The 22,972-nt window shown below is 71.9% G+C and carries 15 protein-coding genes; 8 read left to right on the top strand and 7 right to left on the bottom strand.

The annotated features are described in order from the left end of the window. The first annotated feature begins 13 nt into the window (after window positions 1-13). The 3 genes from KYK13_RS28235 (at window position 14) to KYK13_RS28225 (ending at window position 6,932) form a co-directional block, all read left to right on the top strand. Complete coding sequence (locus tag KYK13_RS28235) at window positions 14-3,820, top strand: serine/threonine-protein kinase (RefSeq protein ID WP_223635762.1); 3,807 nt, start codon at window positions 14-16, stop codon at window positions 3,818-3,820. A 118-nt stretch (window positions 3,821-3,938) separates the two neighbouring features. Beyond that, window positions 3,939-5,513, top strand: coding sequence for a hypothetical protein (locus tag KYK13_RS28230; protein WP_223635759.1), 1,575 nt, complete (start codon window positions 3,939-3,941; stop codon window positions 5,511-5,513). 3 nt (window positions 5,514-5,516) lie between these two features. After that, window positions 5,517-6,932, top strand: coding sequence for a serine/threonine-protein kinase (locus KYK13_RS28225; protein ID WP_223635757.1), 1,416 nt, complete (start codon window positions 5,517-5,519; stop codon window positions 6,930-6,932). Between the two features lie 16 nt (window positions 6,933-6,948). On the opposite strand, the gene KYK13_RS28220 is transcribed toward KYK13_RS28225, so the two are convergent. Both KYK13_RS28220 and KYK13_RS28215 read right to left on the bottom strand, forming a co-directional pair. Next, the gene (locus KYK13_RS28220; protein WP_223635755.1) at window positions 6,949-8,364 is read right to left on the bottom strand and encodes a sigma 54-interacting transcriptional regulator; all 1,416 of its coding nucleotides are present in this window, start codon (window positions 8,362-8,364) and stop codon (window positions 6,949-6,951) included. A gap of 87 nt (window positions 8,365-8,451) precedes the next feature. Further along, window positions 8,452-9,249 (bottom strand): ZIP family metal transporter, encoded by a 798-nt coding sequence (locus KYK13_RS28215; protein ID WP_223635752.1) that lies wholly within the window; start codon window positions 9,247-9,249, stop codon window positions 8,452-8,454. A gap of 508 nt (window positions 9,250-9,757) precedes the next feature. Here KYK13_RS28215 and KYK13_RS28210 point away from each other — a divergent pair. After that, complete coding sequence (locus tag KYK13_RS28210) at window positions 9,758-11,188, top strand: right-handed parallel beta-helix repeat-containing protein (protein ID WP_223635750.1); 1,431 nt, start codon at window positions 9,758-9,760, stop codon at window positions 11,186-11,188. Between the two features lie 286 nt (window positions 11,189-11,474). Here the strand turns inward: KYK13_RS28210 and KYK13_RS28205 are convergent, their stop codons facing one another. From KYK13_RS28205 to KYK13_RS28195, 3 genes are all read right to left on the bottom strand, one after another. Next, complete coding sequence (locus KYK13_RS28205) at window positions 11,475-12,449, bottom strand: HEAT repeat domain-containing protein (RefSeq protein ID WP_223635747.1); 975 nt, start codon at window positions 12,447-12,449, stop codon at window positions 11,475-11,477. After that, window positions 12,449-13,615, bottom strand: a complete 1,167-nt coding sequence (locus KYK13_RS28200; protein WP_223635745.1) for a HEAT repeat domain-containing protein — start codon at window positions 13,613-13,615, stop codon at window positions 12,449-12,451. The genes KYK13_RS28205 and KYK13_RS28200 overlap by 1 nt, the downstream gene beginning before the upstream one ends. Window positions 13,616-13,716: 101 nt before the next feature. Continuing rightward, a complete protein-coding gene (locus tag KYK13_RS28195) occupies window positions 13,717-14,262 on the bottom strand; it encodes a peptidase M23 (RefSeq protein WP_223635743.1) in 546 nt (181 codons plus the stop codon). A 277-nt stretch (window positions 14,263-14,539) separates the two neighbouring features. On the opposite strand from KYK13_RS28195, the gene KYK13_RS28190 reads away from it, so the two are divergent. The 4 genes from KYK13_RS28190 to KYK13_RS28175 all read left to right on the top strand — a co-directional run bounded on the left by KYK13_RS28190 (window position 14,540) and on the right by KYK13_RS28175 (window position 18,864). Then, window positions 14,540-16,057, top strand: coding sequence for a M91 family zinc metallopeptidase (locus KYK13_RS28190; RefSeq protein WP_223635741.1), 1,518 nt, complete (start codon window positions 14,540-14,542; stop codon window positions 16,055-16,057). Between the two features lie 10 nt (window positions 16,058-16,067). Then, on the top strand, window positions 16,068-16,721 hold the full coding sequence (locus KYK13_RS28185) for a hypothetical protein (protein ID WP_223635739.1): 654 nt from the start codon (window positions 16,068-16,070) through the stop codon (window positions 16,719-16,721). A gap of 120 nt (window positions 16,722-16,841) precedes the next feature. Further along, the gene (locus KYK13_RS28180; RefSeq protein WP_223635737.1) at window positions 16,842-17,561 is read left to right on the top strand and encodes a spermidine synthase; all 720 of its coding nucleotides are present in this window, start codon (window positions 16,842-16,844) and stop codon (window positions 17,559-17,561) included. 109 nt (window positions 17,562-17,670) lie between these two features. After that, window positions 17,671-18,864, top strand: a complete 1,194-nt coding sequence (locus KYK13_RS28175) for a nitronate monooxygenase family protein (protein WP_223635735.1) — start codon at window positions 17,671-17,673, stop codon at window positions 18,862-18,864. A 16-nt stretch (window positions 18,865-18,880) separates the two neighbouring features. Here KYK13_RS28175 and KYK13_RS28170 read toward each other — a convergent pair whose 3' ends face one another. After that, window positions 18,881-20,755, bottom strand: coding sequence for a serine/threonine-protein kinase (locus tag KYK13_RS28170; protein WP_223635733.1), 1,875 nt, complete (start codon window positions 20,753-20,755; stop codon window positions 18,881-18,883). A 170-nt stretch (window positions 20,756-20,925) separates the two neighbouring features. Then, the gene (locus KYK13_RS28165; protein WP_223635730.1) at window positions 20,926-22,740 is read right to left on the bottom strand and encodes a serine/threonine-protein kinase; all 1,815 of its coding nucleotides are present in this window, start codon (window positions 22,738-22,740) and stop codon (window positions 20,926-20,928) included. Window positions 22,741-22,972 lie beyond the last annotated feature (232 nt).

The raw sequence follows: 22,972 nt of genomic DNA, 5'->3' as shown, positions 1-22,972 counted from the left end.
TGCGGGCGTCCCCATGCGCTGTCCGGTCTGCCACCGCCGCCTCGCTCCCGGCGCGGCGTGTCCCGTGAATGGCGTCGTCGCCGCGTCCGGTCTTCCCCTGGAGCCGCTGGCGTTCCCAGACGCCCCCGGCCTGTCCGGTGCCACCCTGTTGGGCGTGGGGGGCTTCGCCCACGTCTTCACCGCGGTGCGCGAGGCGGATGGCCGAGAGGTGGCCCTCAAGGTGGGCCTGGGGCCGCACCACGCGCGCTTCGCCCACGAGGCGGAGGCGCTCCGGCGCGTGGGGCCGCCCACGGTGCCCGAGGTGCTCGAAGTAGGGCGGGTCGGGGGACGGCCATTCCTCGTGCAGGAGCTGTTGCGAGGACAGACGCTCGCGGCGTGGATGGCGGCGCTGCCCGGGACTGGCGCTGCGTCCGTGGCGCGGGTGCGCGAGCTGCTGACGGGGCTGTGCCTGGCGGTGGCGCGCGTGCACGCGGCCGGCGTGGCGCACCGGGACCTCAAGCCGGAGAACATCTTCCTGCGCGAAGGTGGCGCGCTGAGCCTCCTGGACTTCGGCCTCGCGCGATGGGCGGGCGAGGGGCCCGCGGAGGAGGCGGGGAACCGCGCGGGCACGACGGTCTACATGGCGCCGGAGCAGTGCCTCGACGCACGCGAGGCGGGCACGGCGGCGGACATCTACGCGTTGGGCGTCCTGCTCTTCGAACTGCTCACGGGCACTCCGCCGTTTCATGGCACACCGGACGAGGTGCGCGAAGGCCACGTGAGTCAGCGTCCTTCGCGTGTGTCGGAGCGGGCCTCCGTCCCGGGGGCGTTGGACGCGGTGGTGGCGCGGTGTCTGGCCAAGGCGCCAGCGGAGCGGTTCGCGAGCGCCGAGGAGGTGCTCTCCGCGTTCGAGGCCGCGTGCGCGGAAGGGGCCGCGCTGCCTGGGGTGGCCAGGGGGAACGACGCGCGACCGGCGCAGGCGCTGGCGACGTTCTCGGGAGCGCGGCCGGTGGCGATGCTGGGGTTGCGCACGGCCGCGTCGGTGGAAGGGCTGACGGCCTCGCTGGAGCCGTTCGGAGGCGTGCTGGCGCGGGTCGCGGCGGGGGGCTACCTGATCGTCTTCTGCGAGTCATTGTCGGCGGAGGCGAACGTGCGCGCGGGCGCGCTCGCGGCGCGGCGGCTGGTCGAGTCCGGTGAGGCCTCGGCGGTCCTGCACGCCGCGGTGCTGTACGTGCATCCAGGCACCACGCTGCCGCGCATCGCCGGTGCGGCGCTGGAGCGGCCGGAGACAGGGTGGGCCCGGATGGCTGCGCCGGGCGAAGTGCGGGTGACGCCGGAGGCGGTCGCGCGGATGGAGCCGGGTTGGCTCGAGCCCGTCACGAGCCATGCGGACGGCGAAGCAGGGCCCGCGACCGCGCCTGAGGAAGGTGCGGCCTTCCGTCTGCGGCTCCACGATGAAGAGGGCGCGCGCGTCGATGGAGAACCTCCTCCGTTCGTGGGCCGCGACGCGTTGCTGGACGCGCTGGCCTCGGACGCGGAGCGGAGCCTGTCGTCCTCGCTGCCGGGTCTGGGGGTGCTCACCGGCGAGGTGGGCCATGGCAAGACGCGGCTCTTCAAGGCGCTCGCGTTCCGGCTGGAGTCCGCGGGCCACGCGCGGGTCATCCGCCTGCGCGCGCCGCCTCCGGACGCGTCGGTGTCCAACTCCCTGCTGGATGCACTGCGCGCCGTCGTGGGGCGCCCCTCCGCGGAGCCTCGCGTCCTGGCCGACGCGTTGCTCGCCCAGGCCCGTGAAGCACCGCTCGCGCTGCTGCTGGATGATGCGCACCTCGCGGATCCGCAGAGCCTGGATGTGGTGGAGCGCGCCACGCTCGACGGGAACCAGGCGCCCCTGTGGATTGGCCTCGCCGGACGTCCTTCGCTGCTGGGCCTGCGCCCGCACCTGGGCGAGCGCAGCGCCCGCCCCTCGCACCATCCGCTGCCGCCGCTGCCGCCAGAAGCCAGCCGCGCGGTGCTGCTCCACCTGCTGCGCCCGGCCGAGCACATCCCCGAGCCCGTGCTCGCGCGCCTGGAGCAACTGGCGCAGGGCGTGCCCCTGTCCCTCGTCGAACTCGCGCGCGCACTCCGCGCCGCCGGGGCCCTGCGTTCGGCGCCGGGGGGCGGGTGGTACGTCGCCCCGGATGCGCTGCTGGACGTCTCCGTCACGCCCCTGTTCGAACGGCTGGCCCCGCGCGTGCTCGCGGCCCTCCCCGAAGCCCACCGCGTGCTCGCGCGGCTGTGCGCGGTGCTCGGCACGGAGGTGGACGTCGCGCGGGTGGACGCGGCCCTGCGCCACCTGGCCTCCGGTCCGGAGCTGTCGCGTGCCGCGGTCCTGGACGCGGGCGCAGGCCTGCAACGGCTGGCGCGCGCGGGCCTCCTGCGCCCCATGAGCCCGGGCCGCTTCGCCTTCCGCCACCCCCTGCTGCGCGAGGCATTGGAAGCGCTGCTGCCTCCCGCCCCCCGCCGCGCGCTGCACGCCGCCGCGCTCAAGGCCAGCGTGGGCGACGACGTGGCCGAGCGCCGCCGCCGTGCACACCATGCCGCCGTCTGCGGCGCCCACCTGGAGGCCGCGCGCGACCACCTGGCCCTGGCGGAGGAGGCCCGCGCCGGACACCTGCCCGTGGAGGCGGAGCAGCACTACACGCGCGCGCTCGCGCTGCTTCCGGAGTCCGACGATGCGCGCCGCGCCCAGGCGCTCGCGGGGCGGGGCAAGGTGCGCCACCGCCTCCAGCGCTTCCGGGAGAGCCTCGCGGACCTCTCCACCGCGCGCGCCCTGGCCCGCACCCGGGGCGACGCGGCGCTCGAGGTGGACCTGCTGCTGGAAGAGGCCACCGCGCGCGACTGGATGGAGGACTCCGAGGGCTCCGCCACCTGCACTCGCGAAGCGCTCGACGCCATCGAGCTCCTGGACGCGCCGCGCCTGTCCCTGCGCTGTGGCCTGGCCCGGGGCCGCATGCACGTGCGCCAGGGCGAGTGGGCCGCCGCGGCCCGCGTGCTCACCTCCACCGCCGAGGGCGCCGAGCGCGCCAGGGACCACGAGACGCTGGTCGTATCGCTGGCGCTGCTGGGCGCGGCGCTCACCTTCCTGGACCGCGCTCCGGAGGCCGCCCAGCGCTTCGACGAAGCCCTGGAGCGCTGCGAGGCCGCGGGCGACGGACTGCACAAGGCCGCCGTGCTGAGCAACCGCGTCCTCCTGTGGCTTCGCCAGGGGGACGTGCCGCAGATGGAAGCGGACCTGCGCCGCGCCATGGCCCTGGGCCGCGAGCTGGCCCACGCGCAGATGGAGCGCTGGTCCACGTTCAACCTCGCGGAGGTCCTCTACATGCAGGGCCGCCTGGACGAAGCGCTGCCCCTCGCGCAGCGCGCGCACGAATTGGGCGTGCGCTTCTTCCGCGAACACCCCGTGCCCGTGGACGCGCTGCTCATCGCCCGCATCCAGGCCGCCTCTGGAGATGAGGCTGCCGCCGCCCGTCAGCTCGCCTGGATAGCGGAGCGCTGTCCGCCGGAATCCCTTCCGCCCACCACCATCATGCGGCGGCTCGTGGAGCTCCAGGTCCGTCAGCAGTCCACCGGCGTCTTCCACGCGATGGATTGGACCGCCCTCCACACGGAAGCAGAGGCGCTGGCGTCACCGGATGAGAAGGCGGAGATCCTCCTGCAGGCCACCGGCATCGCGCGCCGCACGGGCGCGTTGGACGAGGCCCGCGCGTGGCTCGAGCGCGCCGCGCCCGCCGTGGCGGAAGCCCCGCTGTGGGCTGCGCGTTTCCACGCATTGCGTGCCGCGCTCTCACCCGCAGCGCTGTAACGGAAATCGTTACACGGCGCCGCTCCCGTAACCTTTCACGCTACAGGGAGACAAGAAGGCCGCGCCTGGGGTTTCCTTCCCTTCCGTTTCCAATTCCTGCCCAAGGAGTCTTCGCGCGATGGCCTCCTCCGTCCTCCGAGTCCCCTGGTGTTTCCTGTTGCTGGCCCTGACCGGCTGCGAGCCCTCGCTCCCGCAAGGCACCGACGTCAGTCCTGACGCGGCGCTCGGCACGAGCAAGTCGGACATCCGCATCGCCAACTCGCTCACGACGCAGGAGTTGGTGACCAATGCCATCGCCGCGAACCACGACGCGAACGAGGCCCTGGCCACGCACTCGCTGGAGTCCCTCTTCGACCCGAACGTGATGGTCGCAGGTCCGACGAGCGCGCTCGTCAACAACCAGCTGCGCGACCCATATGCGCAGCGCTTCATGGCGTACCTGGTGGGCTGCGCGCTGGGGCAGGGGGAGAAGCTCGCATGGCTCAATCCCTTGCAGCCCACGGGCTCGCAGGCCAGTGAGTGGGCAGGCTCCGCGGGCCTCTGCCCCTGGTGGCGCACGTCCGCGCCCGGGGGCGCGTGCCTCAAGCGCGTGACGGCCTGCCTCCTGGCGCGCAACAACGGCCTGGGCTACCACGTGGAGCTGTCCATGCGTGGTGAGCTCCGCGAGCCGGCGCTCTCCATCGCGCAGCCGTTCACCCTGGACGCGTGGACGACGCCCATCGACTACCTGCCGACCGCGTCCGCGCCGTTGCACAGCGCGGTGCCGTGCGACGAACAGGCGGTGGGCGCGGGCCGGGACTGCGGCTGGACGATGCACTCGGTGGGCTGGTGCCCGGCGGGTCAGACCATCTCCGTGGGCGCGGGCGGCCCGGCAAGCTGCTCCTCCCTGGTGCCGCTGGGCTCCAGCGATGACGCGCGCATGGTGCTGCGCGTGTGCAATGGCATCGCGGGCTGTGACAGCACCGACGCGCGGCTCGTGGCCTCCAGCGAGGGCTGCACGCAGGGCTCCCCGAACCCGAGCCCCAGCGTGACGACGGACCCCTCCGTGCAGTTCACCTGCCCCGCGAACGGCGGCTACTTCTCGGTGATGACCGCGCCCTGGAACAGCGGAGCGCCGGGCACGGCGCACGTGGCCGTCACCCCTGGCGTGCAGTCGCCCCTCTCCGAGCGCGCCGTGTACCGGATCCGCGAGGGCGCCTTCTACGGAAACCTCTTCGGCAAGGACGCGCTCCGCGACGACATCAATGTGACGGTGACGCTGGTGCCGGGCTCGAAGGATCAATACGTCGTCAATCGGCCGCGCTCCCACCAGACGAAGCCGCTCTTCAAGGACCTCTATGCCTGCTACGACCCGGGTTGGGTGTACGGCATGGCGTACGCGACCTACCGCGTGTGCTCGCTGCCGGGCACGCACGAGGACTGCGCGGCCACGGTGACGGGGCCGTGCTGGACGGAGACGCAGTCGGCCTCGCGCCGGTGCGAGACGCAGGACGGCCCGCTGCTGAACGGCGACGGCGACTTCGAGCGGTGCCGGGACAGTTCCAACGCCCTCTGGAAGGAGCCCGTCACCGTCTACCTCAATGGCGCGTGCGACCTGGTGGATGCGCAGCACCTGGACCTGTGCAAGCGCTGGTCGGAGCCCCCGCCGCCCCAGGACGGCACCACCCTCCGGGGTGTTACGGACAAGCGCTAGTCCATGGCGGGCGACGGCGAGGAGGCCCTCTACGGCGAGGAGCTGCGGCCCGGCGCGCTCGTGGGCGAGTGGGTCGTGGACCACGTCCAGGTCCACGGCCCCGTGTCCGCGCTGTACCGGGCGCGGCACGCGCGCTCGGGCATTCCCGCGGCGCTGAAGGTGCTGCACCCGCAGGTGGCCACGGCGGCGGTGGCGCTGCGGCGCTTCCGGCGCGAGGCGGCCACGCTGCAGCGGCTGCGCCACCCGCACATCGTCACGGTGCTGGGCTACGGCGAGCTGGCGGACGGCCGGCCCTTCATCGCCATGGAGTGGCTGGACGGCCAGGACCTGGCCGCGGAGCTGGCCACGCGCGGGCCGCTGCCCCCGCGCGAGGTGCTGGAGGTGATGGAGCAGGTGGGCGCGGCCCTGCGGGTGGCGCACGCGGCGGGCGTGGTCCACCGCGACCTGAAGGTGCAGAACGTGGTGCGGCTCGGGCCCGGCCGGGGCGGTCCCGCCGTGAAGCTGGTGGACTTTGGCGTGGCGAAGGGGCTGGTGCCGGGAGCCCCGGGCAGCTCTTCCCTCACGCACACCGGCGTGGTGCTGGGCACGCCGCTGTCCATGGCGCCGGAGCAGGTCCGCGGCGAGGTGCCGGACGCGCGCACGGACCTGTACGCCGCGGGCGTGCTGCTCTTCCAACTGCTCACGGGCATGCCGCCCTTCCAGGGCTCCACCCGCCACGAGGTGGAGCAACAGCACCTGCACGCACCGCCGCCGCGCCCGGGCGAGCACGCGCCGGTGTCCGCCGCGCTGGACGCGGTGGTGCTCCGCTGCCTGCGCAAGTCACGAGAGGAGCGCTACCCGGACGTGGACGCGCTCCTGGAGGACTTGAGGGGCGCGGTGCTGGGCGGCGCGGCGCCGGTGGAGGTGCCGCGCGCGGTGGGGTTGTACGTGGAGGCGCGGCTGACGGGAGCGCCCGGCCCCGAGGCGATGGAGGACCTGGACGCGGACCTGGAGCGCGCGAGCACCCTGGCGCGCGAGGCCGGGCTGGAGGTGCGGGTGATGGGCGGCGCGTGCCTGCTCGCCGTGGCCAGCCTCCCGGACGACGTGCGCCGGGAACGCGAGCTGCGCGCGCGGGTGCTGGACGTGGGGCTCGCGCTGACGGGGAGGAACGCCTCCGCCGCGCGCCTCCACGTCACCGTGCACGTGGACCGGCTGACGGCGCGGGAGGAGTCCCACGGCTGGCCAGACGGCACGGCCTCCGCATGGGACGCGCAGGGTGGGGAAGGGGGCCTGCTCCACCTGCCCGGCTGGGTGCGCGACGACGAGGAGGACGTCGCACCCGTCGTCACCGGCCCGGCGCTGCGGGGACTGGAGGGGGACTTCGTCGCCAACCCCCTGCCGGATGCTCCGGAGCGCTGGCGGCTCGTCGCCCGTCGCTAGAACCACCGGCGACCGCTCACGGCTTGATGCCGTGCCTGCGCAGCAGCCGGTAGAAGTGGACGCGGTCCATGCCCGCGGTGACGGCGGCCTGGGCCACCTTGCCCTGGTGCTTCTCCAGGAGCGCGCGCAGGTAGCGCCGCTCGAAGTCGTCCACCACGCGCCGGCGCTGCTCGGCGTATGGCCGAGACAGATCCAGCTCCAGGGGGCTGCCCTCCGGGCGCGAGTCCTCCTCCGCCAGGGGCAGCGCGTCCTCGAAGACGAGGCAGCGCTCCAGGTGGTTGCGCAATTCGCGCACGTTGCCCGGCCACGCCGCGTGCATGAGGCGCGACAGGAACTCCGGCGTGCGCAGCGCGCCCGTGCGCTCCGGATCCGCGCCCAGCGACTCCAGGATGCCCGACACCAGCATGGGCAGGTCCTCCGGCCGCTGGCGCAGGGACGGCATGGCGATCCGCAGCACCGCGAGCCGGAAGAACAGATCCGAGCGGAAGCGGCCCGCGTTCACCTCCGCGCGCAGGTCGCGGTGCGTGGCCGCGATGAGCCGCACGTCCACCGGCTGGTACGTGTTGCTGCCCACCCGGCGGATCTCCCGGTTCTCCAGCACGCGCAGCAGCTTGGGCTGCAGCTCCGGGGGCAGCTCGCCAATCTCGTCCAGGAAGACGGTGCCGCCGTCGGCCTCCTCGAAGACGCCCGCGCGCCGGCTCACCGCGCCGGTGAACGAGCCCTTCTCGTGGCCGAACAGCTCGCTCTCCAGGATGTGCGCGGGGATGGCGCCGCAGTCCACCACCAGGAACGCCGCGTCCCTGCGCCGGCTCGCCTGGTGGATGGCGAGCGCCGCCTGGCTCTTGCCCGTGCCCGTCTCTCCCTCCAAGAGCACCGTGACGTCGCGCGCGGAGGCCCGCTCCATCATCGCGAAGCAGCCGCGCATGGCCACGGACGTGCCCACCAGCGTGCCGAAGCGCGTGAGGTCCGACAGCGGCAGCCGGTTGCTCTCCGCGCTGAAGTCGAACCGCAGCACCACGCGGCCCAGGCGCAGCAGGCTGCCGCTGCGCAGGATGCCCTCCACCACCTGCACGCCGTCCACGATGACGCCGTTGAGGCTGTCCAGGTCCTTCACCTGCGGGCCCTTGGGCCCGATCCGCACCTCGCAGTGGAAGCGCGACACGGTGGGGTCCTCCACCGCGAAGTCGTTGAGCGGGTGCGAGCCCACCGAGCAGGTGTCCGCCGTGGACTCCCACGCCGTGCCCGCGCCCGGGCCCTCCACCACGGACAGGCGGAAGCGGCGCACCGTGGGCAGGTCCCCCGGACGGCGGGCCTGCTCGTACGGCAGCGTCACATGGAGCGCGGCCTCCTGCCCCTCTTCGTCCGGGCGGGCGCCCTTGTCCTTCGACTCCCCCGGGGGCCCGTCGACGCGCGTTCGATCCGACACAGACATGCGACGCAAACTACCACGTCCGGGCCCCCCGGGGCTGCGGCAGGCAGGTGTCCGCCAGGCCACAGACGCGGCACGCCAGCGCTCGCGTCAGCTGAGCGTCACGTCCAGGAACATCATCAGCACGAAGCCCACCATCAGCCCGGCGGTGGCCTCCTTCGCGTACTCCTGGCGGTGGCTCTCGGGGATCATCTCGTCGCTGACGACGTACAGCATGGACCCGCCCGCGAACGCGAGCGCCCACGGCAGCACGCCCGAAGCGAACGACGTGGCGAAGAAGCCCACCAGCGCGGCCACCCCCTCCACCAGCCCGGTGTAGAGCGCCACCAGCGCCGCCTGCTTGCGGCTGTACGCCACCCCCATCAGCGCCAGCGCGACGACGAAGCCCTCCGGGATGTCCTGCAGCCCGATGCCCACGAGGATGGGCAGCGCGATGGTCATGGAGCGGCTTCCCACGCCGGTGCCCACGGCCAGCCCCTCCGGGAAGTTGTGCAGCGCGATGGCCAGCACGAACAGCCAGATGCGCTTCATCTGCACCGCCTCCGCGTTGCCCTCCTGGCCCTTGATGAAGTGCTCGTGGGGGATGAAGCGGTTGCACAGGTGCAGGAACAGCCCGCCCACCAGCATGCTGCCCCCCACCACCAGCGCCGGGACGAAGCGCGACGAGGTGCGCGCCTCCGCCAGGTGGATGGCCGGCACGACGAGCGAGAAGGACGTGGCCGCGAGCATCACGCCCGCGCTGAAGCCCATCAGCACGTCCTTGGAGCGCTGGGTGATGTTGCCGGTGGCCAGGGCGGGGAGCGCGCCCAGGCTGGTGGAGAGGACGGTGACGGCGCTGCCAACGAGCGCCAGGGCGAGGGTGGACGAGCCGAAACCGCTGTCGGACATGGCCCCCTCAACCTGTCGCGCTCGCCGCGGCCCGGCCACCTTTTCAGCAGGGCCGGGCGCGCGGGATGCCCGCCAGGGAACAGCGGTCCCTGTCAGGACGCACGCATTGACGGCCCGGACGAAGCCGCCGGGGGACGCGGGTCGAATCCGCATGCGCCGGCTGGCGCTGGGTGAGGGGCAGAGGAGCGAGCTGGAAGCGTGCTTCCTGAAATGAGGGTCCTGCGTGCCTTTCCTCGCGTGCGCATGGGAGCTGCGCGCCCGTGGCTCCGACGGGCCCCGATGCGGGCGCTCCACCTGCGTTCAGACCGCGCCAGGGCCGTCGCGGGGGCAACGCTGGATGGCCCCAGGCGAGTGGGGCGTGTGCCGTTGACGGCATGCCGGCGGGCGTGAGTCCACCGTGAGGGCAGGACTCTTGTGATCCGACTCTTCGATGGAGACGTTTCGCCACCCTCGAATATCGCGAGGGAGGGGGGTCTTCATGACGATGCAGAGAAGAGAGCGTGGGTTCATGCCCGCATTCGGTTCACTCCTGCTCGGCCTGACGCTGGCCTGTGGAGTGGAGACGGCGCACCCTGCCGAGGACGCACTGGACGTCCAGGAGGCCAGGGTCAAGTTCGCGGAACCCGACCCTGGGAGGGATATCTTCCAGGGCCGTTGTCCGATGACGGCGAACGGGCCCACGTTGTACGTCTCGAACACGGGGCCGTGGAGTCCAAGCAGCCCCCTGGGCTCCTCGGCGAACCCGTACCGGACCATTGCCGCGGCGGTGGCGGCGGCGGTGCCGGGAAACATCATCGAGGTGCGTGGAGGCACCTATCCGGAGCGGGTCGTCATCAGTCCAGATACGGCGCGACCAGGCACCTCCATGGCCCCCATCGTCCTCAGGGGGCAGGCGTCAGCGCGACCGCGCATCGTCCCACCGACGGACCGCGCAGTTGGCAGCGTGCTGAATGTGAGCCAGCCCTACTGGATCCTCCAGTTCCTGGAGGTGGACGCCCAGAGCAAGGCCTCGTTCGGCGCGCTCTTCGAGCGCAATACCTATTGTTCGCAGTTGGTTCGCTCGGCGCTGCATCGGGGGACCGCCGGTGGTGGCGTCGTCCTCAGCTACGCTAACAATGTCCTCATCAGCCAGAACGAAATCTATGACTTCTCGAAGTCGGGGGCCGACTCACATGGCGTCGTGATCAAGGACAGCGCGCGGGAGGTCTTCGTTCTGGAGAACCAGATTCATGAGACCTCGGGTGACTCGGTGCAGTGCCAGACCAACACCGGCAGGCCCTCGTATGTCTATATCGAGAACAACGTCATGCACGATGCGGGCGAGAACGGCGTCGACATCAAGGGGTGCGACTCCATCTTCATCCGCAACAACACCATGTTCAACTTCCCCAACCTGACGCTCTACCCCTGGGCGGTGAACAGCTCTGCCGCGGAAGCGGTGGTGCTCCATGTGGACCCCACGAACATCCAGATTGTCTCCAACACCATCTCCCAGGCGGGCCGGGGAGTCTCGGTGGGGAGCATCAGCCCGGGGACTGGACCCGTGGACGTGTTGATCCGCGCCAACACCATCTCGGACATCTACAACTTCCAGAACCGGGGAAACGGACAGGGCATTCGCATCGTGCAGGGCAACCGGATACAGGTCCTCCAGAACCGCGTGCAGCGGACGGTGGACGCCGGGTTGCGGCTGGCGGCGGATGCGCCCCACGTGGTTACCGGGCTCTCCGTGTTCGACAACATCCTCCAGGATATGCAGTTGTTCGTGCGGTTGGGCGATAGTGATGACCGTCGCCTGATGCAGATGGACCGCAACACCTACCAGGGGCCCACCGGCAAATTCACCGCGACGAACCTGGTCTGGAACGTGGATTTCCCCGCGTGGCGTGCCGCGCTGGCCAGTGAGGGCCTCGAGCAGAACTCGGTGCGAATCCCCTGACGAAGGCCACGTGACCGCCGGTTCCAGGCTCGTGCTCACGCAGGTGAACCGGGGAGCTGACGAAGCGCGGGGACCGGCGGGACAGCCGGCGGTCCCCAGCCTCCGATGTGCGAATCACGGGGCGTGGACGAACCTCGGATCCCGCCAGGTTCTGTCACGCCCCGTGTCCTGGATGAGGCCGCGTGCGCGGGCCCTGGTGAACGCGAGCCTCCTCATGGGGGCTCGCGTGCCATCCATGCCCCGTCTCGTCCACGGGGACTCGCGACGGGTTCACCCGGCTGGGGTATCAGGGCGACAGGCGCTGCTTCTCCCTCAGGAGCAGGTGCCACTCCTGGAGGTTCAGCTTGAGCGCGGACAGCCACGCGTCGATCTCCGGATCCAGGCGCTTGTCCACGCCGCGCAGGGACTCCAGCAGCGGCCGGGCGCCGGACTGGCCCAGCCTCGCCAGCCCCTCCAGCGACGCCTTGCGCACCGCCAGGTCGCTGTCGGCGCGGTACAGCGAGGTGAGCGAGCGGCGCGCGCCCGCGGACTCGGAGCCCGGCACGCCGCCCAGCGCCTTCGCCGCCGCCGCGCGCAGGCCCGCGTCCTCCGAGCGCAGCTGCTGGGTGAGCTTGCGCACCACCTCCGGGCTCGCGGCCTCCATGGAGACCTCGCCCAGCAGGCGCTTCGCCAGCGCCGGGTCCTCCGAGGCGACCGCGACCTTGACCGCCGCTTCGGCCAGCTCCGGGTTGTGGCCGAAGTAAATGCCGGCGCTCTCCGTCACCAGGTTCTCCACCACCGCCTGCCGCACCTCCGGAGCGCTGTCGCGCACCAGCTGTTCGTAGGTCACCACGTCGCCGTTCTTCGCCATGAACTCCACGGACGGGGAGCCCTGGAGCGCGCGCACCGCGGCGGCGCGCAGGCCGGGGTCCGCGTCCTGGCTGGCGCGGGAGAGCAGCGGCTGGAGCAGCTCCGGCTTCTGCGCGTTGCTCGCCTTGGTGGCCAGCGCCGCGCCCACGGCCTCCAGCACGGCGGGGTCCCGCTCCTGGCTCACCGCCCGGCCCAGGGCCTCCGGCGGCATCGCGATGGCGGCCTCCTTCAGGCGCAGCCGCGCGTACTTGCGATACGCGGGCGACCCCGTCTTCATGGCCACGCGCACCTCATCCAGCATGCCCTCCACCGTGCAGGCCGTCCGGGTGGGGACGGAGGCGCCCTGCGCCAGGGCCAGCCCCGGCAGGAGCGACAGCCAGAGCAGCCGGGCCTTCATCGTTCGCGAGCCCATCAGTGCGGCGCTCCTTCCTCGACCACGCAGTCGTGGTGTTCCTTCTTGCCCAGCCAGATGCGCGTGAAGTCCGTCGTGCCGGTGGCGTACAGCGCCTTGAAGTCCAGGTAGTCCTGCCGCAGGCGCGGGTCCTTGCGAGCGAAGTCCTCCACCAGGGGCAGGGCGTCCGCGCCGGCCGCGCGCACCGCGAAGCGAAGCAAGGCCCAGCGCACGCACAGGTCGTGCTCTCCGTCGAAGGCGTCGCGGTACGCGGCGAGGGCCTTCTGCGGGTCTTCGGTGACGGCGAGCCGGAAGGCGGCCATCTCCCGCACGTCGCGCTCCCGGTCGGTGCGCATCACCTTGGCCAGCGCGTCGATGGAGCCCGAGTCGATGAGCGGATCGGAGTACGACGGCATCTCCAGCGCGAGCAGCCGCACCGCCGTGTCGTCGGACGTGGTGCCGATGTCCAGCAGGTCCTTCCAGTACGGCGCATACGTGCCGGTGCGCTCGTAGTCCTCCTTCATCACCCGGCCCAGCGTGCGCGTGGCCACCCACGCGGCGGAGTCCGCGGAGTCATCCAGCGCGATGGCCTTGAGCCGGCCCCGCGTCTCCGGCGTGAAGCGGTGCTGCGTCTCCAGCGCGTCCAGCGCGGAGGCGCGGTCCGGCGTGGCCAGCGACCGGTCCTCGGCCACCGACAGCAGCTTCTCCGTGACGCGCGGATGGCGCACGGCGGGCGCGGCCTTGAGGGCCTCCAGGTAGATGGCCGGCTCCGGCGGCGCGGCCTTCACCGCCCACGCCACCAGTTGCAGCGCGCGCTCCGGATCATTTCCCACGAGCTCCGTCAGGCGCTCCTGGAGGTAGGCCACCAGCGCGGTGTCGCGCGCCTGGATGGCGGCGGCCACGGCGGCGTGCAGCGACTCCAGCGTCGCGGACTGGTCCAACGCCGCCAGCCCCTCCCAGCATCCGGGCATGGGGATCTCCTCGCGAGGGCCGGGGCGCGCGGCGGAGGCAGGAGGCACGACCGCGGCGTTCCCGGTGGCGGCCAGGGGCGCGGAGGGCGTCGCCGCGACAGGTGATGGAGGACCGGCGTCATCGGTCGTGGTCGAGCCCCGCCACCACACGACGCCCAGGGCGACGAGGAGGACGAGGCCGGCGAGCGCGACCTTGAAGAGGGGACGGGAGGACATGTCGAAGAGGGCTCACGCGGAAGGGAGAGGACGGGCGCATGCGCGCCGGAAGCCGGGCAGGGGACGCGGGGCCCCTGCCCGGAGACGCACGCACGCGGGAGCTACAGCGTGGGAACGCCCAGCCGGTTGTTGCAGTAGGCGTTGGTGCCGCACGTGGTGCCGACGCTCGTGTACCAGGCCGACATGCGCGTGCCGTACTGCCGGTTGTCCGAGTGCGAGTGTGGACCCGTGGCGCTGCCCGTGCCGCCCACGAGCCCCAGCGCGCAGCGGTCGCACGTCTTCGTGCCGGAGCTGACGTTGGCGTAGAAGTGCAGCTGGCGGAAGTCCCAGCCGTTCGCGCCGGACACCACGTAGTAGTTGCCCGCTCCGCCGTTGCAGGTGGAGCCGTAGCAGGCCGCCGCGCAGCCGCCGTAGTAGTAATAGTAGTAGTTGCCCACCAGCATGCCGCGGTGGTTCCACTCGCCGCAGGAGCTGTTGCCCACGTCGAGCGCCGTGTGGCTGCTCCCGGTGCAGTTGTAATAGGTCGTCGAGTTCACCCAGGCCGCCGTGTCGCAAATGGGGCCGTTCGCCGTGGCGGCCGTTCCCGGACCCGCCCACGCCGCGGCGGCCAGCGCCACCCCGGCGGACAGCAACGTCTTCAGCTTCATGCGGTGCTCCCTCCCGTCATCCGCCCTCCCTTTCCCCGCGAATGGCGGGGTGGGCGGTGAAGCCGTAATACACGAAATAGCTGTCTAAATCCTGGAAATCGAGAATTGAGAAACACAACGATTCCATGGGCTTCCGTGCCGCGCCGTGTCGTTTCTGACCGGGTGACGCAACCGGCGGCAAACGTTCACGACAATCTGGAATGTCGGCGTTCGGCCGACCCTGGCGCGCCGTCGCCGGGACTCTGGCCGGGTGCCCCCGTCACCCGGGAGAAGCGACATGACCACGATTGGAAAGCCCGGCTCGCGCCCGACGTCCCCTGTGTCTTCGCAGCCGGTGAAGACGCCCGCCGCGCCCGCGAAGCCCAACGGGGTGAAGGCCGCCGTCACGCAGCGGATGACGGACGGCTTCGACGCGGGCCCTCGCGCGGGTGCGCGACCCCGGCTGACGGAGGTCCGCACCACCGAGACGGCGCTGAAGAAGGACAAGGACGGCTCTGGCTTCCTGGGCGGTCTCGGTTCGAGCATCGGCTCGGCTGTCGGCAGGCTCGCGGAGGGCGTGGCGAAGGCGCTCGCGCCGCAGGTGAGCACGAACGCGGACGGCCGCACGGTGGTGGACCTGGGCGCGGGCAACAACACCGCGACGGTGTCTCAGAACCAGGACGGCGGGCTGACCATCAGGTCCGGCAGCGACACGGTGACGCTGACGGCGGCGCAGGCCCAGGGCGTCATCATCAACGGCGGTGACGGCAACGACTCCATCACCGTGGACGCGAGCGTCACCCAGGACATCACGCTGGACGGGGGCGCGGGCGACGACAAGCTCGTGGGAGGCAAGGGCAACGACACGCTCATCGGCGGCGCGGGCAACGACACCCTCCTCGGAGGCGAGGGCCATGACCTCCTGAAGGGGCAGGACGGCGACGACTACCTGGAGGGTGGCTCGGGAGATGACCGCATCCAGGGCGGCGAGGGCCGCGACGTGCTCTACGGCCTGGATGGCAATGACACGCTGTCGGGAGGCAAGGGCCGCGACTACATCGACGGCGGCGCGGGCGACGACCTTGCCTCCGGTGGTGAAGGCGACGACCAGGTCCTCGGCGGGCGTGGCAACGACACGCTGTTCGGTGGTGCGGGCAACGACGCGGTGGCGGGCGGCGAGGGCCAGGACCGGATCCAGGGGGGCGCGGGGACGGACAAGCTCTACGTGGAGGAGAGCGAGGCCACCGCCGACGCGGCCGAGGGCGAGCGCGAAGTCGTGGACATGACGAACGCGGGCCAGCGGGGCTCGTCCGTCTCCGTGACGGGCAGCGCGGACTTCCAGGCGCGCGTGCAGTCGGACCTGGACGCGCTGCGGTCGCTGCCCGCGGGGCAGGAGCTGCTGCGCACGCTGGATGACAGCGGCAAGAAGACGACCATCCGCGAGACGTCCAGTGGCAACAGCGCGGGCGGCACGAACTTCAACGACGGCTTCATGAACGCGGACGGCACGCCGGGCAAGGGCACGGACGCGCAGGTGAACTACAACACCACGCGCATCTCGCTGGGCGGCGAGGAGTGGATGAACCGCCCGCCCGTCGTGGGCCTGTTCCATGAGCTGGTGCACGCCTCGGACATGAACAACGGCACGCTGGCGCTGGGCTCCAAGGATGGCACGCGCAACCTGGAGACCTCCGCGGTGGGCCTGCCCATCGACCTGGACCAGGACCCGTCCACGCCGGACGTGGTGCAGGGCGGCCGTCCCGGGGAGAACGTCCTGCGCGACGACCTGAACCTGCCCACCCGTCCGCGCTATTAGGATGCGCGGGATGAGGACCTTCCGCCGCGCGGGTGCCATCATGGCGCTGGCGCTCATCGTCGGGTGTGCGCGGGCGCCGGAGCGGCCCGCGCCTCCCGTGGAGACCGGAGGACAGCGCGTGGCCCAGGCGGACGTGGAGCTGAAGGTGGAGTCGGTGGCGCGCGACGCGGACACGCTCGCCGTCACGTACGCGGTGCACAACCGGACGGCGAAGGCGGTGCTGCTCCTGGACGGCCTGTGGGACGTGGGCTTCAGCGGCCACCTCACGCTGGCGCCGGAGCGCGCCTACGTGGACCTGTCCGGCGGCAAGGTCGTGCTGTCGCGGATGCTCCTGCCGGTGCCGGAGGACCTGGCGGTGGAGGCGCCGGAGGTGCCCGCCGTCACCCGTGTGGAGCCGGGCGCCACGGTGAACCGCCGCGCGGCGGTGCCGCTGCCCCTGCGCACCGCGCTGCCGTACCCCACCGGCCCGGAGGACACACGCGAGCTGTCCGCCGTGCGTGAGGTGTCCCTGCGCGTGGGCTACCTGCCGGACGCGGATGCGGTGACGCTGGGCGAGGGCCGGGACGCGCAGGGCACGCCCATCCAGACGCCCCGGTACGGGCAGGCCGTGACGGCGCAGCGGGTGCTGGACAGCGGCCCACTGCCGGTGACGGGCGCGAAGTAGGGAGCTCGGGTCCTGGGGCGGGACGACGAACGCGATGACGGCTCCGGGCCCGTCATCGTCACCGAGGATGCACAGGGGCGCCGCTCGCTGCGCTTCGGTGACGGTGGTGCGCGCCAGAGCGTGGTGTGGCCCGGCGAGCCGCTGCGGCTGGAGCTGCCATACACCCGCATGTCGATGGTGGCGCTGGCGTTCGTGCCGCGGCCGGAGAACGTCCTCGTCGTCGGACTGGGTGGCGGCGCCATCCCCATGTTCCTGCACGCGGTGCTGCCGGACACGCACGTGGACGTGGTGGAGCTGGATCCAGCGGTGGTGGACGCCGCGAAGGCGTACTGCGGCTTCCAGGAGGACGCGCTCCTGCGCACGCACGTGGCGGACGGGCGGGCGTTCATCGAAGCGGACGGGCCGCCGTACGACATCATCTTCCTGGACGCGTATGGGGCGGACCAGATCCCCGGACACCTGGCCACGCGTGAGTTCCTGGGGGCGGTGCGCGACCGGCTGTCGCGGGGCGGGGTGGTGGCGAGCAACGTCTGGGAGTCCGCGGGCAATCCGCACTACGACGCGATGGTGCGCACCTACCAGGTGAGCTTCCACGGCGTGTCCGTCTTCGAGGTGCCCACCACCACCAACCGCATCCTGGTGGGGCTGGAGGGCCCTTCGCGGCTGACGCGCGAGGCGCTGGTGGAGCGGGCCCGCCAGGTGGAGCGGGAGCGCAAGCTGCCGTTCCGGTTGAGCCCCCTGGTGTCGCAGCGCTACCACCCCTTGACGAAGCGGGTGGGCCGGGGGCGGGTGTTGACGGACGCGGGGCTGGGGCCGGGCGGCCTCATCGTGGAGGAGTGAGGCCGCTCTGCTGCCCAGTGAGCACGGCACCGCCCGGTCGCGGCTGAATCGGGGAGCGGCGCTGCTAATCTTGAGGGCTCGGTACGTCAGCATCCTTTCGGGAGACGCGATGAACGGCGCGAATGACGGACGACCCGGCCAGCCCACGGCCTCCTCCGAGGACGAGGAGCTGCTGGCGGCCGGCGAGTCCGGTGCCGAGGGCCTGACTGGCCGTCCGAAGCCCATCTATGTCCTGGAGGGCAACACGCTGAAGACGCGGCTGACGCGCGAGCTGGGCATCCACTATCCCTTCGTCGGCGCGGGCATGGCGTTCGTGTCGCTGCCGCCGCTGGTGACCGCGGTGTCGGAGGCGGGCGGCCTGGGCGTGCTGGGCACGGCGCCGGAGCCGCCGGGTGTGCTGGAGACACGGCTGAAGGCCATCCAGGCGGGCACGCAGCGGCCCTTTGGGGTGGACCTCATCGTGGACCAGTTGGAGCCGCACGGCTTCACGACGCGGGACCACGTCGCCGTGTGCATCGCGGCGAAGGTGCCGGTGGTGGTGTTCCACTGGACGCTGCCGCCGCTCGAATGGATTCGTGCGCTGCATGCCGCGGGGACGCGGGTCTGGATGCAGGCGGGCACGGTGGAGCTGGCGAAGCAGGCGCTGGATGCGGGAGTGCAGGGGCTCATCGCGCAGGGCCGGCAGGCGGGCGGGCGCAACCTGGGCAGCACGCCGACGCTCGCGCTGGTGAAGACGTTCCGGGAGCTGACGGACGCGGCGCTGGTGCTGGCGGCGGGAGGCATCGCGGACGGGCTCAGCGCGGCGCGAGCGCTGCATCACGGCGCGGACGGCGTCTGGGTGGGCACGCGGCTGGTGGCGTCGGTGGAGGCCTACGCGCATCCGCTCTACAAGGAGCGGCTGGTGGACGGGGACGCGGGGGACACGGCGATGACGACGCTGTTCGGGCCGGAGTGGCCGGGCAGGCGCATGCGGGTGATCCGCAACCGCGTGGTGCGCGAATGGGCGGGGCGCGAGTCGAGCGCGCCGCCGACGACGGAGGCAGACGCCATCGGGACGACGCGGCTGTTCCCGGGCGTGCTGGACGTGCGGTACGTGATGCCGAAGTTCAGCGCCTTCCTGCCCACGCCGGACACGCAGGGCGACCTGGAGGAGATGAGCCTCCCCGCGGGAGGCGCGAGCATGGCGCGCATCGACAGCGTCCAGCCCGCCGGGCAGATCGTCGTGGAGATGATGGAGCGGGCCCGGAGGCTCCTGGAGTCGCCGGAGGGGCTGGACGAGGCCGACGAGGAGGACCGGGGGTAGAAGGCGCTGGCGATGATCAGCGAGGGAAGCGTGCCGTCAGCCGTTCCTGCCACGTATCCAGCGCCTGGTTGACCTCCATGCGCTCGGTGGCGGTCGTGGCGTTGGCCGCGGACCGGTAGATGTCCACCAACTGCTTCGTGAGGTCCGGCGCGACGTCCTGGTCTTTCGTGCGCTTGCGCAGCTCCGCCAACAATTTGTCCAGGCGCTGGGCCAGCCGCTGCTCGGAGGCATTGCCCTGGGGCAGGGTGGGGAGCTTGGGAATCACGAGGGCAGGGACCTGGGGGGGCGGCTTCGGGGCTGCGACGACGACGGAAGCCGGGGCCGGAGGCGCGTCGTGCAGGGCGATGCGCTGGGTCAACTCTTTCTCGATGTCATCCAGCGCGACATGGATGCGCGCGCGCTCGGAATCCGTCGTCGCGGCCGCGGCAGCCCGGTACTGCTGGACCAGCTTGCCGCGCAGCACTCTTTCCTCATCCACGTCCTTCGCCCGCGCCAGCAGCTGCTTGAACAGACCTGCCAGCCGCTGCTCCATCTTCTGCTCTGAGGCAGTCCCCGTTGGCAACGGTGGCAAGCCCGTGGACTTCACCTGGAGCTCTGTCGCGGTCTCCGCCCCGGCGTGCGCTTCTTCTTCGATGTTCTCGGGCGGCACCTCGACAGGGGCCTGTGTCGCCGTGACCGGCGGCGGCTCCACCGGAGGCGTGGGCTTCGCGTCCACCCTCACCGGCTCGGAAGGGCGTGGCGGCGCCATCGCCAGGGGCTGCTCCGCCTTCCCCGCCAGCGTCCCCCACCCATAACCCACTCCGAGCAGCGCCAGCCCGGCGACCGCCGCCACCGCGAGGGGAACCCCGCTCCGCCGGCCCGGCGGCATGCTCACCGCGGGCGCAGGGACCACGATGGCCGAGGGCCCTGTCTTCCCAGGCACCTCTGGTACCGCCCCCGCCTCCACGCTCACGGATGGCACCGGCGGTCTCGCCAGCCCCCGGAGCTTCCGACGCACGGCCGCCGCGGACGGGGGCCTCTTCGCGGGCTCCTTGTCCATCAACTGGAACACCAGGTCATCGAGCTCCGGCGGAATCCCCTCCACCCGCGACGACACGCGGGGCGGGACGCGTTCCACGTGCGCGAACATCACCTGCACGTTGTCACCCTGGAACGGCCGGGTGCCCGTGAGCATCTGGAACGCCATCACCCCCAGCGCGTACAGGTCCGCGGCCGGACCCACCTCGCCGCCGCGAATCTGCTCCGGGGCCATGAAGTCCGGCGTCCCCAGCGTGGAGCCGTCCGCCCCCGCCACCGCGTCTTGCTCCTGCATCACCTTGGCGATGCCGAAATCCACCAGCTTGATCAGCGGCGCCGCATCCGGCTGCTCCATCAGGAACACGTTCGCCGGCTTCAGGTCGCGGTGCACCACCCCCGCCCGATGCGCGGCGCCCAGCGCGGCCAGGACCTGATCCAACAGCCAGGCCGTGGTCCCCACGTCCATCCGGTCCTGCTCGCGCAGCCGGTCCGCGAGCGACTGGCCCTGGAGCAACTCCATCACCACGTACGGCCGCAAGTCCGGCAGCGTCCCGAAGTTGAAGATGTCCAGCACGCCCGGATGCCGGATGGCGTTCACCGCCCGCGCCTCCACCAGCAGCCGCTGCTCCTGCTCCCGGGACACCAGCTCCGCGCGCATCACCTTGATGGCCGCGTGCTTGCCAATCAGCGGGTGCTCCGCCCGGTAGACGATGCCCATCCCTCCCGCGCCCACGCGCTCCCGGATGACGAACTCGCCAATCTTCGACCCCACCAGCGGATCCGCCGACGGTGCGGTCGTCGCCAGCGCCGCCGGGAGCTCCTCATCCGACAGCACCTGCTGTGTCCCTGCCTCTGGCAATGGCCCGGTCCTCATGGGAAGCGCGTCTCGCGCCGATGGTACCGGGCCGGGGCGATGACGTCGCGCATCCATGCGAGCCACCGGCCCGCTCGCCTGCCGTCAGATCCACGCTGCTCGGAGAATCCTGTTCTCCGAGCAGCGAAGCGAGAGAGAGGAGGGCTCCGGCTGGGGCTGGTCGTCGATGATCACTTCGGGATGCGGGCGTTCAATTGTTCCTGCCACGCATCCAGCGCCCGGTGGACCTCCGTGCGCTCGGTGGCGGTCGTCGCCTGAGCGGCCTGGGTGTAGAGGCCCAGCAGCTTCCGCGTCAGGTCCGGCGCGACATCCTGCCCCTGGGTGCGTCTGCGCAGCTCCGCGATCAGCTTGTCCAAGCGCTGTGCCAGGCGTTGTTCGGACGGGTTGGTCCGGGGCAGCGCCTGCAGCGTGGGGATCGCGAGCGGCGGGACCTTGGGCAGCTCCGGGACGACCGGCGCGGGCGGTGCGTCGTGCTCCGCGATGCGCTCCACCAACACCTTCTCGAAGCCATCCAGCGCGGCATGGATCCGCGCACGGTCAGCGTCGGTCTTCGCGTCCGCGGCGGCCCGGTACTGCTGGATCAGCTTGCCACGCAGCGCTCCATCCGCGTCCACGTCCTTCGCCCGTGCTCGCAGCTGTCGGGACAGCCCCGCGAGCCGCCGCGCCAGCTTCTTCTCGGAGGCAGTGGCGTGCGGCAGCGAGGGCTGTCCGGGGGCCTTCGCTTCCGTCTCCGTGTCCGCTTCCGTTTCCTCATGCTCCTCCGGCACGGGCTCGCTCTTGACCTCCGGAGCAGGAGGTGGCACGACCGGATCCGGATGCTTCATCACGGCCACGGGCGGCGGGGGCGGACGCTCCTCCTGCTTCAGCGGCGTCCCCGCGGGCCGGTACATCCAAAAGAGCCCCGTGCCCAGCAGCGCCAGCCCCGCGACCGCCGCCACCGCGAACGGGGCCGCCCGTCGGCGCGGCGCGAGCCCCGTCGGACGGGGCGCCGTGGGGGACGTGGGCTCCTCCCGCTTCGCCTCCAACGGCACCGGATGCACCAACTTCTCGGGAGCCCGCTCCAACGACAGCGCCTTCAACCGCTGGCGCACCACCTCCGCGGAGGCCGGCCGCTTCGCCGGATCCTTCTCCAGCAACTGGAGCACCAGCGCGTCCAGCTCCGGCGGGATGCCCTCCACCTTCGACGAGGGCGGCGGCGGTGCCTGTTCGACGTGCGCGAACAGCAGCTGCACGCTGTCTCCCTGGAACGGCTTCTCGCCCGTGAGCATCTGGAGGGCCATCACGCCCAGCGCGTACAGGTCCGTGGCCGGCCCCACCGTGCCGCCGCGGATCTGCTCCGGCGCCATGAAGTCCGGCGTCCCCAGCACCGAGCCGTCCGTGTGGGTCAGCCCCTCGCTCGACTGCAGCACCTTGGCGATGCCGAAGTCGACCAGCTTGAGCATGGGCGCCGCGTCCGGCCGCTCCACCATGAACACGTTCGCCGGCTTCAAATCCCGGTGCACCACCCCCGCCCGGTGCGCCGCCCCCAGGGGCGAGAGGATTTGATCCAACATCCAGACCGTGGTCCCCACGTCCAGCGGGCCCCTGGCGCGCAGCACGGCCGAGAGCGCCTGACCCTGGAGCAGCTCCATCACCACGTAGGGCCGCCCGTCCGGCAGCGTCCCGAAGTTGAAGATGTCCAGGATGCCCGGGTGGCGGATGGCGTTCACCGCCCGCGCCTCCACCACCAGCCGCTGCTGCTGCTCCGCGGACACCAGCTCCGAGCGCAGCACCTTCACCGCGGCCTGCTTGCCGATGATGGGGTGCTCCGCCCGGTACACCACCCCCATCCCTCCCGAGCCGATGCGCTCCTGGATGATGAACTCGCCCAGCTGCGCCCCCAGCAGCGGATCCGCCTTCGGCGCCGTGGGTGCCAATGCCGCCGGCACCTCCCGCTCCGTCAGCGCCCGGTGTGCCCCCGTCTCCGGATTTTTTCGAGTCTTCATGGAAAAGCTCGCTTTGTGTGACAGTACCGTGACTCCAGGGACGCCGTCGCGTGCCCCGAAGGACTGCCCTCGCGGTGCTCGTTCGCCAGGCGACGCAGGGGTTCCCCGCAGGTCATGACGCTGCCGGCCAAGACGCTCCTGGGGGAGGGGGATGGGCCCCAGCGCCAGTGGATCCAGGCTGTCCCGGAAATGCCCGTCTCCAGAGTGAGAAATGCGGATCCGCCGAGGGGGT

Origin of the sequence: Corallococcus sp. EGB (assembly GCF_019968905.1) — a bacterium.
In the GTDB taxonomy this organism is placed as follows: Bacteria; Myxococcota; Myxococcia; order Myxococcales; family Myxococcaceae; genus Corallococcus.
The sequence above is the reverse complement of the archived record's forward strand: the minus strand, read 5'-3'. Positions and strand labels throughout refer to the sequence as shown.

Excerpts from the sequence above, each read along its gene's own strand:
- KYK13_RS28230 (WP_223635759.1), top strand. The coding sequence starts at position 3,939 with ATGGCCTCCTCCGTCCTCCGAGTCCCCTGGTGTTTCCTGTTGCTGGCC.
- KYK13_RS28205 (WP_223635747.1), bottom strand. The coding sequence starts at position 12,449 with ATGGGCTCGCGAACGATGAAGGCCCGGCTGCTCTGGCTGTCGCTCCTG.
- KYK13_RS28220 (WP_223635755.1), bottom strand. The coding sequence starts at position 8,364 with ATGTCTGTGTCGGATCGAACGCGCGTCGACGGGCCCCCGGGGGAGTCG.
- KYK13_RS28215 (WP_223635752.1), bottom strand. The coding sequence starts at position 9,249 with ATGTCCGACAGCGGTTTCGGCTCGTCCACCCTCGCCCTGGCGCTCGTT.
- KYK13_RS28185 (WP_223635739.1), top strand. The coding sequence starts at position 16,068 with ATGAGGACCTTCCGCCGCGCGGGTGCCATCATGGCGCTGGCGCTCATC.
- KYK13_RS28235 (WP_223635762.1), top strand. The coding sequence starts at position 14 with ATGCGCTGTCCGGTCTGCCACCGCCGCCTCGCTCCCGGCGCGGCGTGT.
- KYK13_RS28200 (WP_223635745.1), bottom strand. The coding sequence starts at position 13,615 with ATGTCCTCCCGTCCCCTCTTCAAGGTCGCGCTCGCCGGCCTCGTCCTC.
- KYK13_RS28175 (WP_223635735.1), top strand. The coding sequence starts at position 17,671 with ATGAACGGCGCGAATGACGGACGACCCGGCCAGCCCACGGCCTCCTCC.
- KYK13_RS28190 (WP_223635741.1), top strand. The coding sequence starts at position 14,540 with ATGACCACGATTGGAAAGCCCGGCTCGCGCCCGACGTCCCCTGTGTCT.
- KYK13_RS28170 (WP_223635733.1), bottom strand. The coding sequence starts at position 20,755 with ATGAGGACCGGGCCATTGCCAGAGGCAGGGACACAGCAGGTGCTGTCG.
- KYK13_RS28195 (WP_223635743.1), bottom strand. The coding sequence starts at position 14,262 with ATGAAGCTGAAGACGTTGCTGTCCGCCGGGGTGGCGCTGGCCGCCGCG.
- KYK13_RS28225 (WP_223635757.1), top strand. The coding sequence starts at position 5,517 with ATGGCGGGCGACGGCGAGGAGGCCCTCTACGGCGAGGAGCTGCGGCCC.
- KYK13_RS28165 (WP_223635730.1), bottom strand. The coding sequence starts at position 22,740 with ATGAAGACTCGAAAAAATCCGGAGACGGGGGCACACCGGGCGCTGACG.
- KYK13_RS28210 (WP_223635750.1), top strand. The coding sequence starts at position 9,758 with ATGCCCGCATTCGGTTCACTCCTGCTCGGCCTGACGCTGGCCTGTGGA.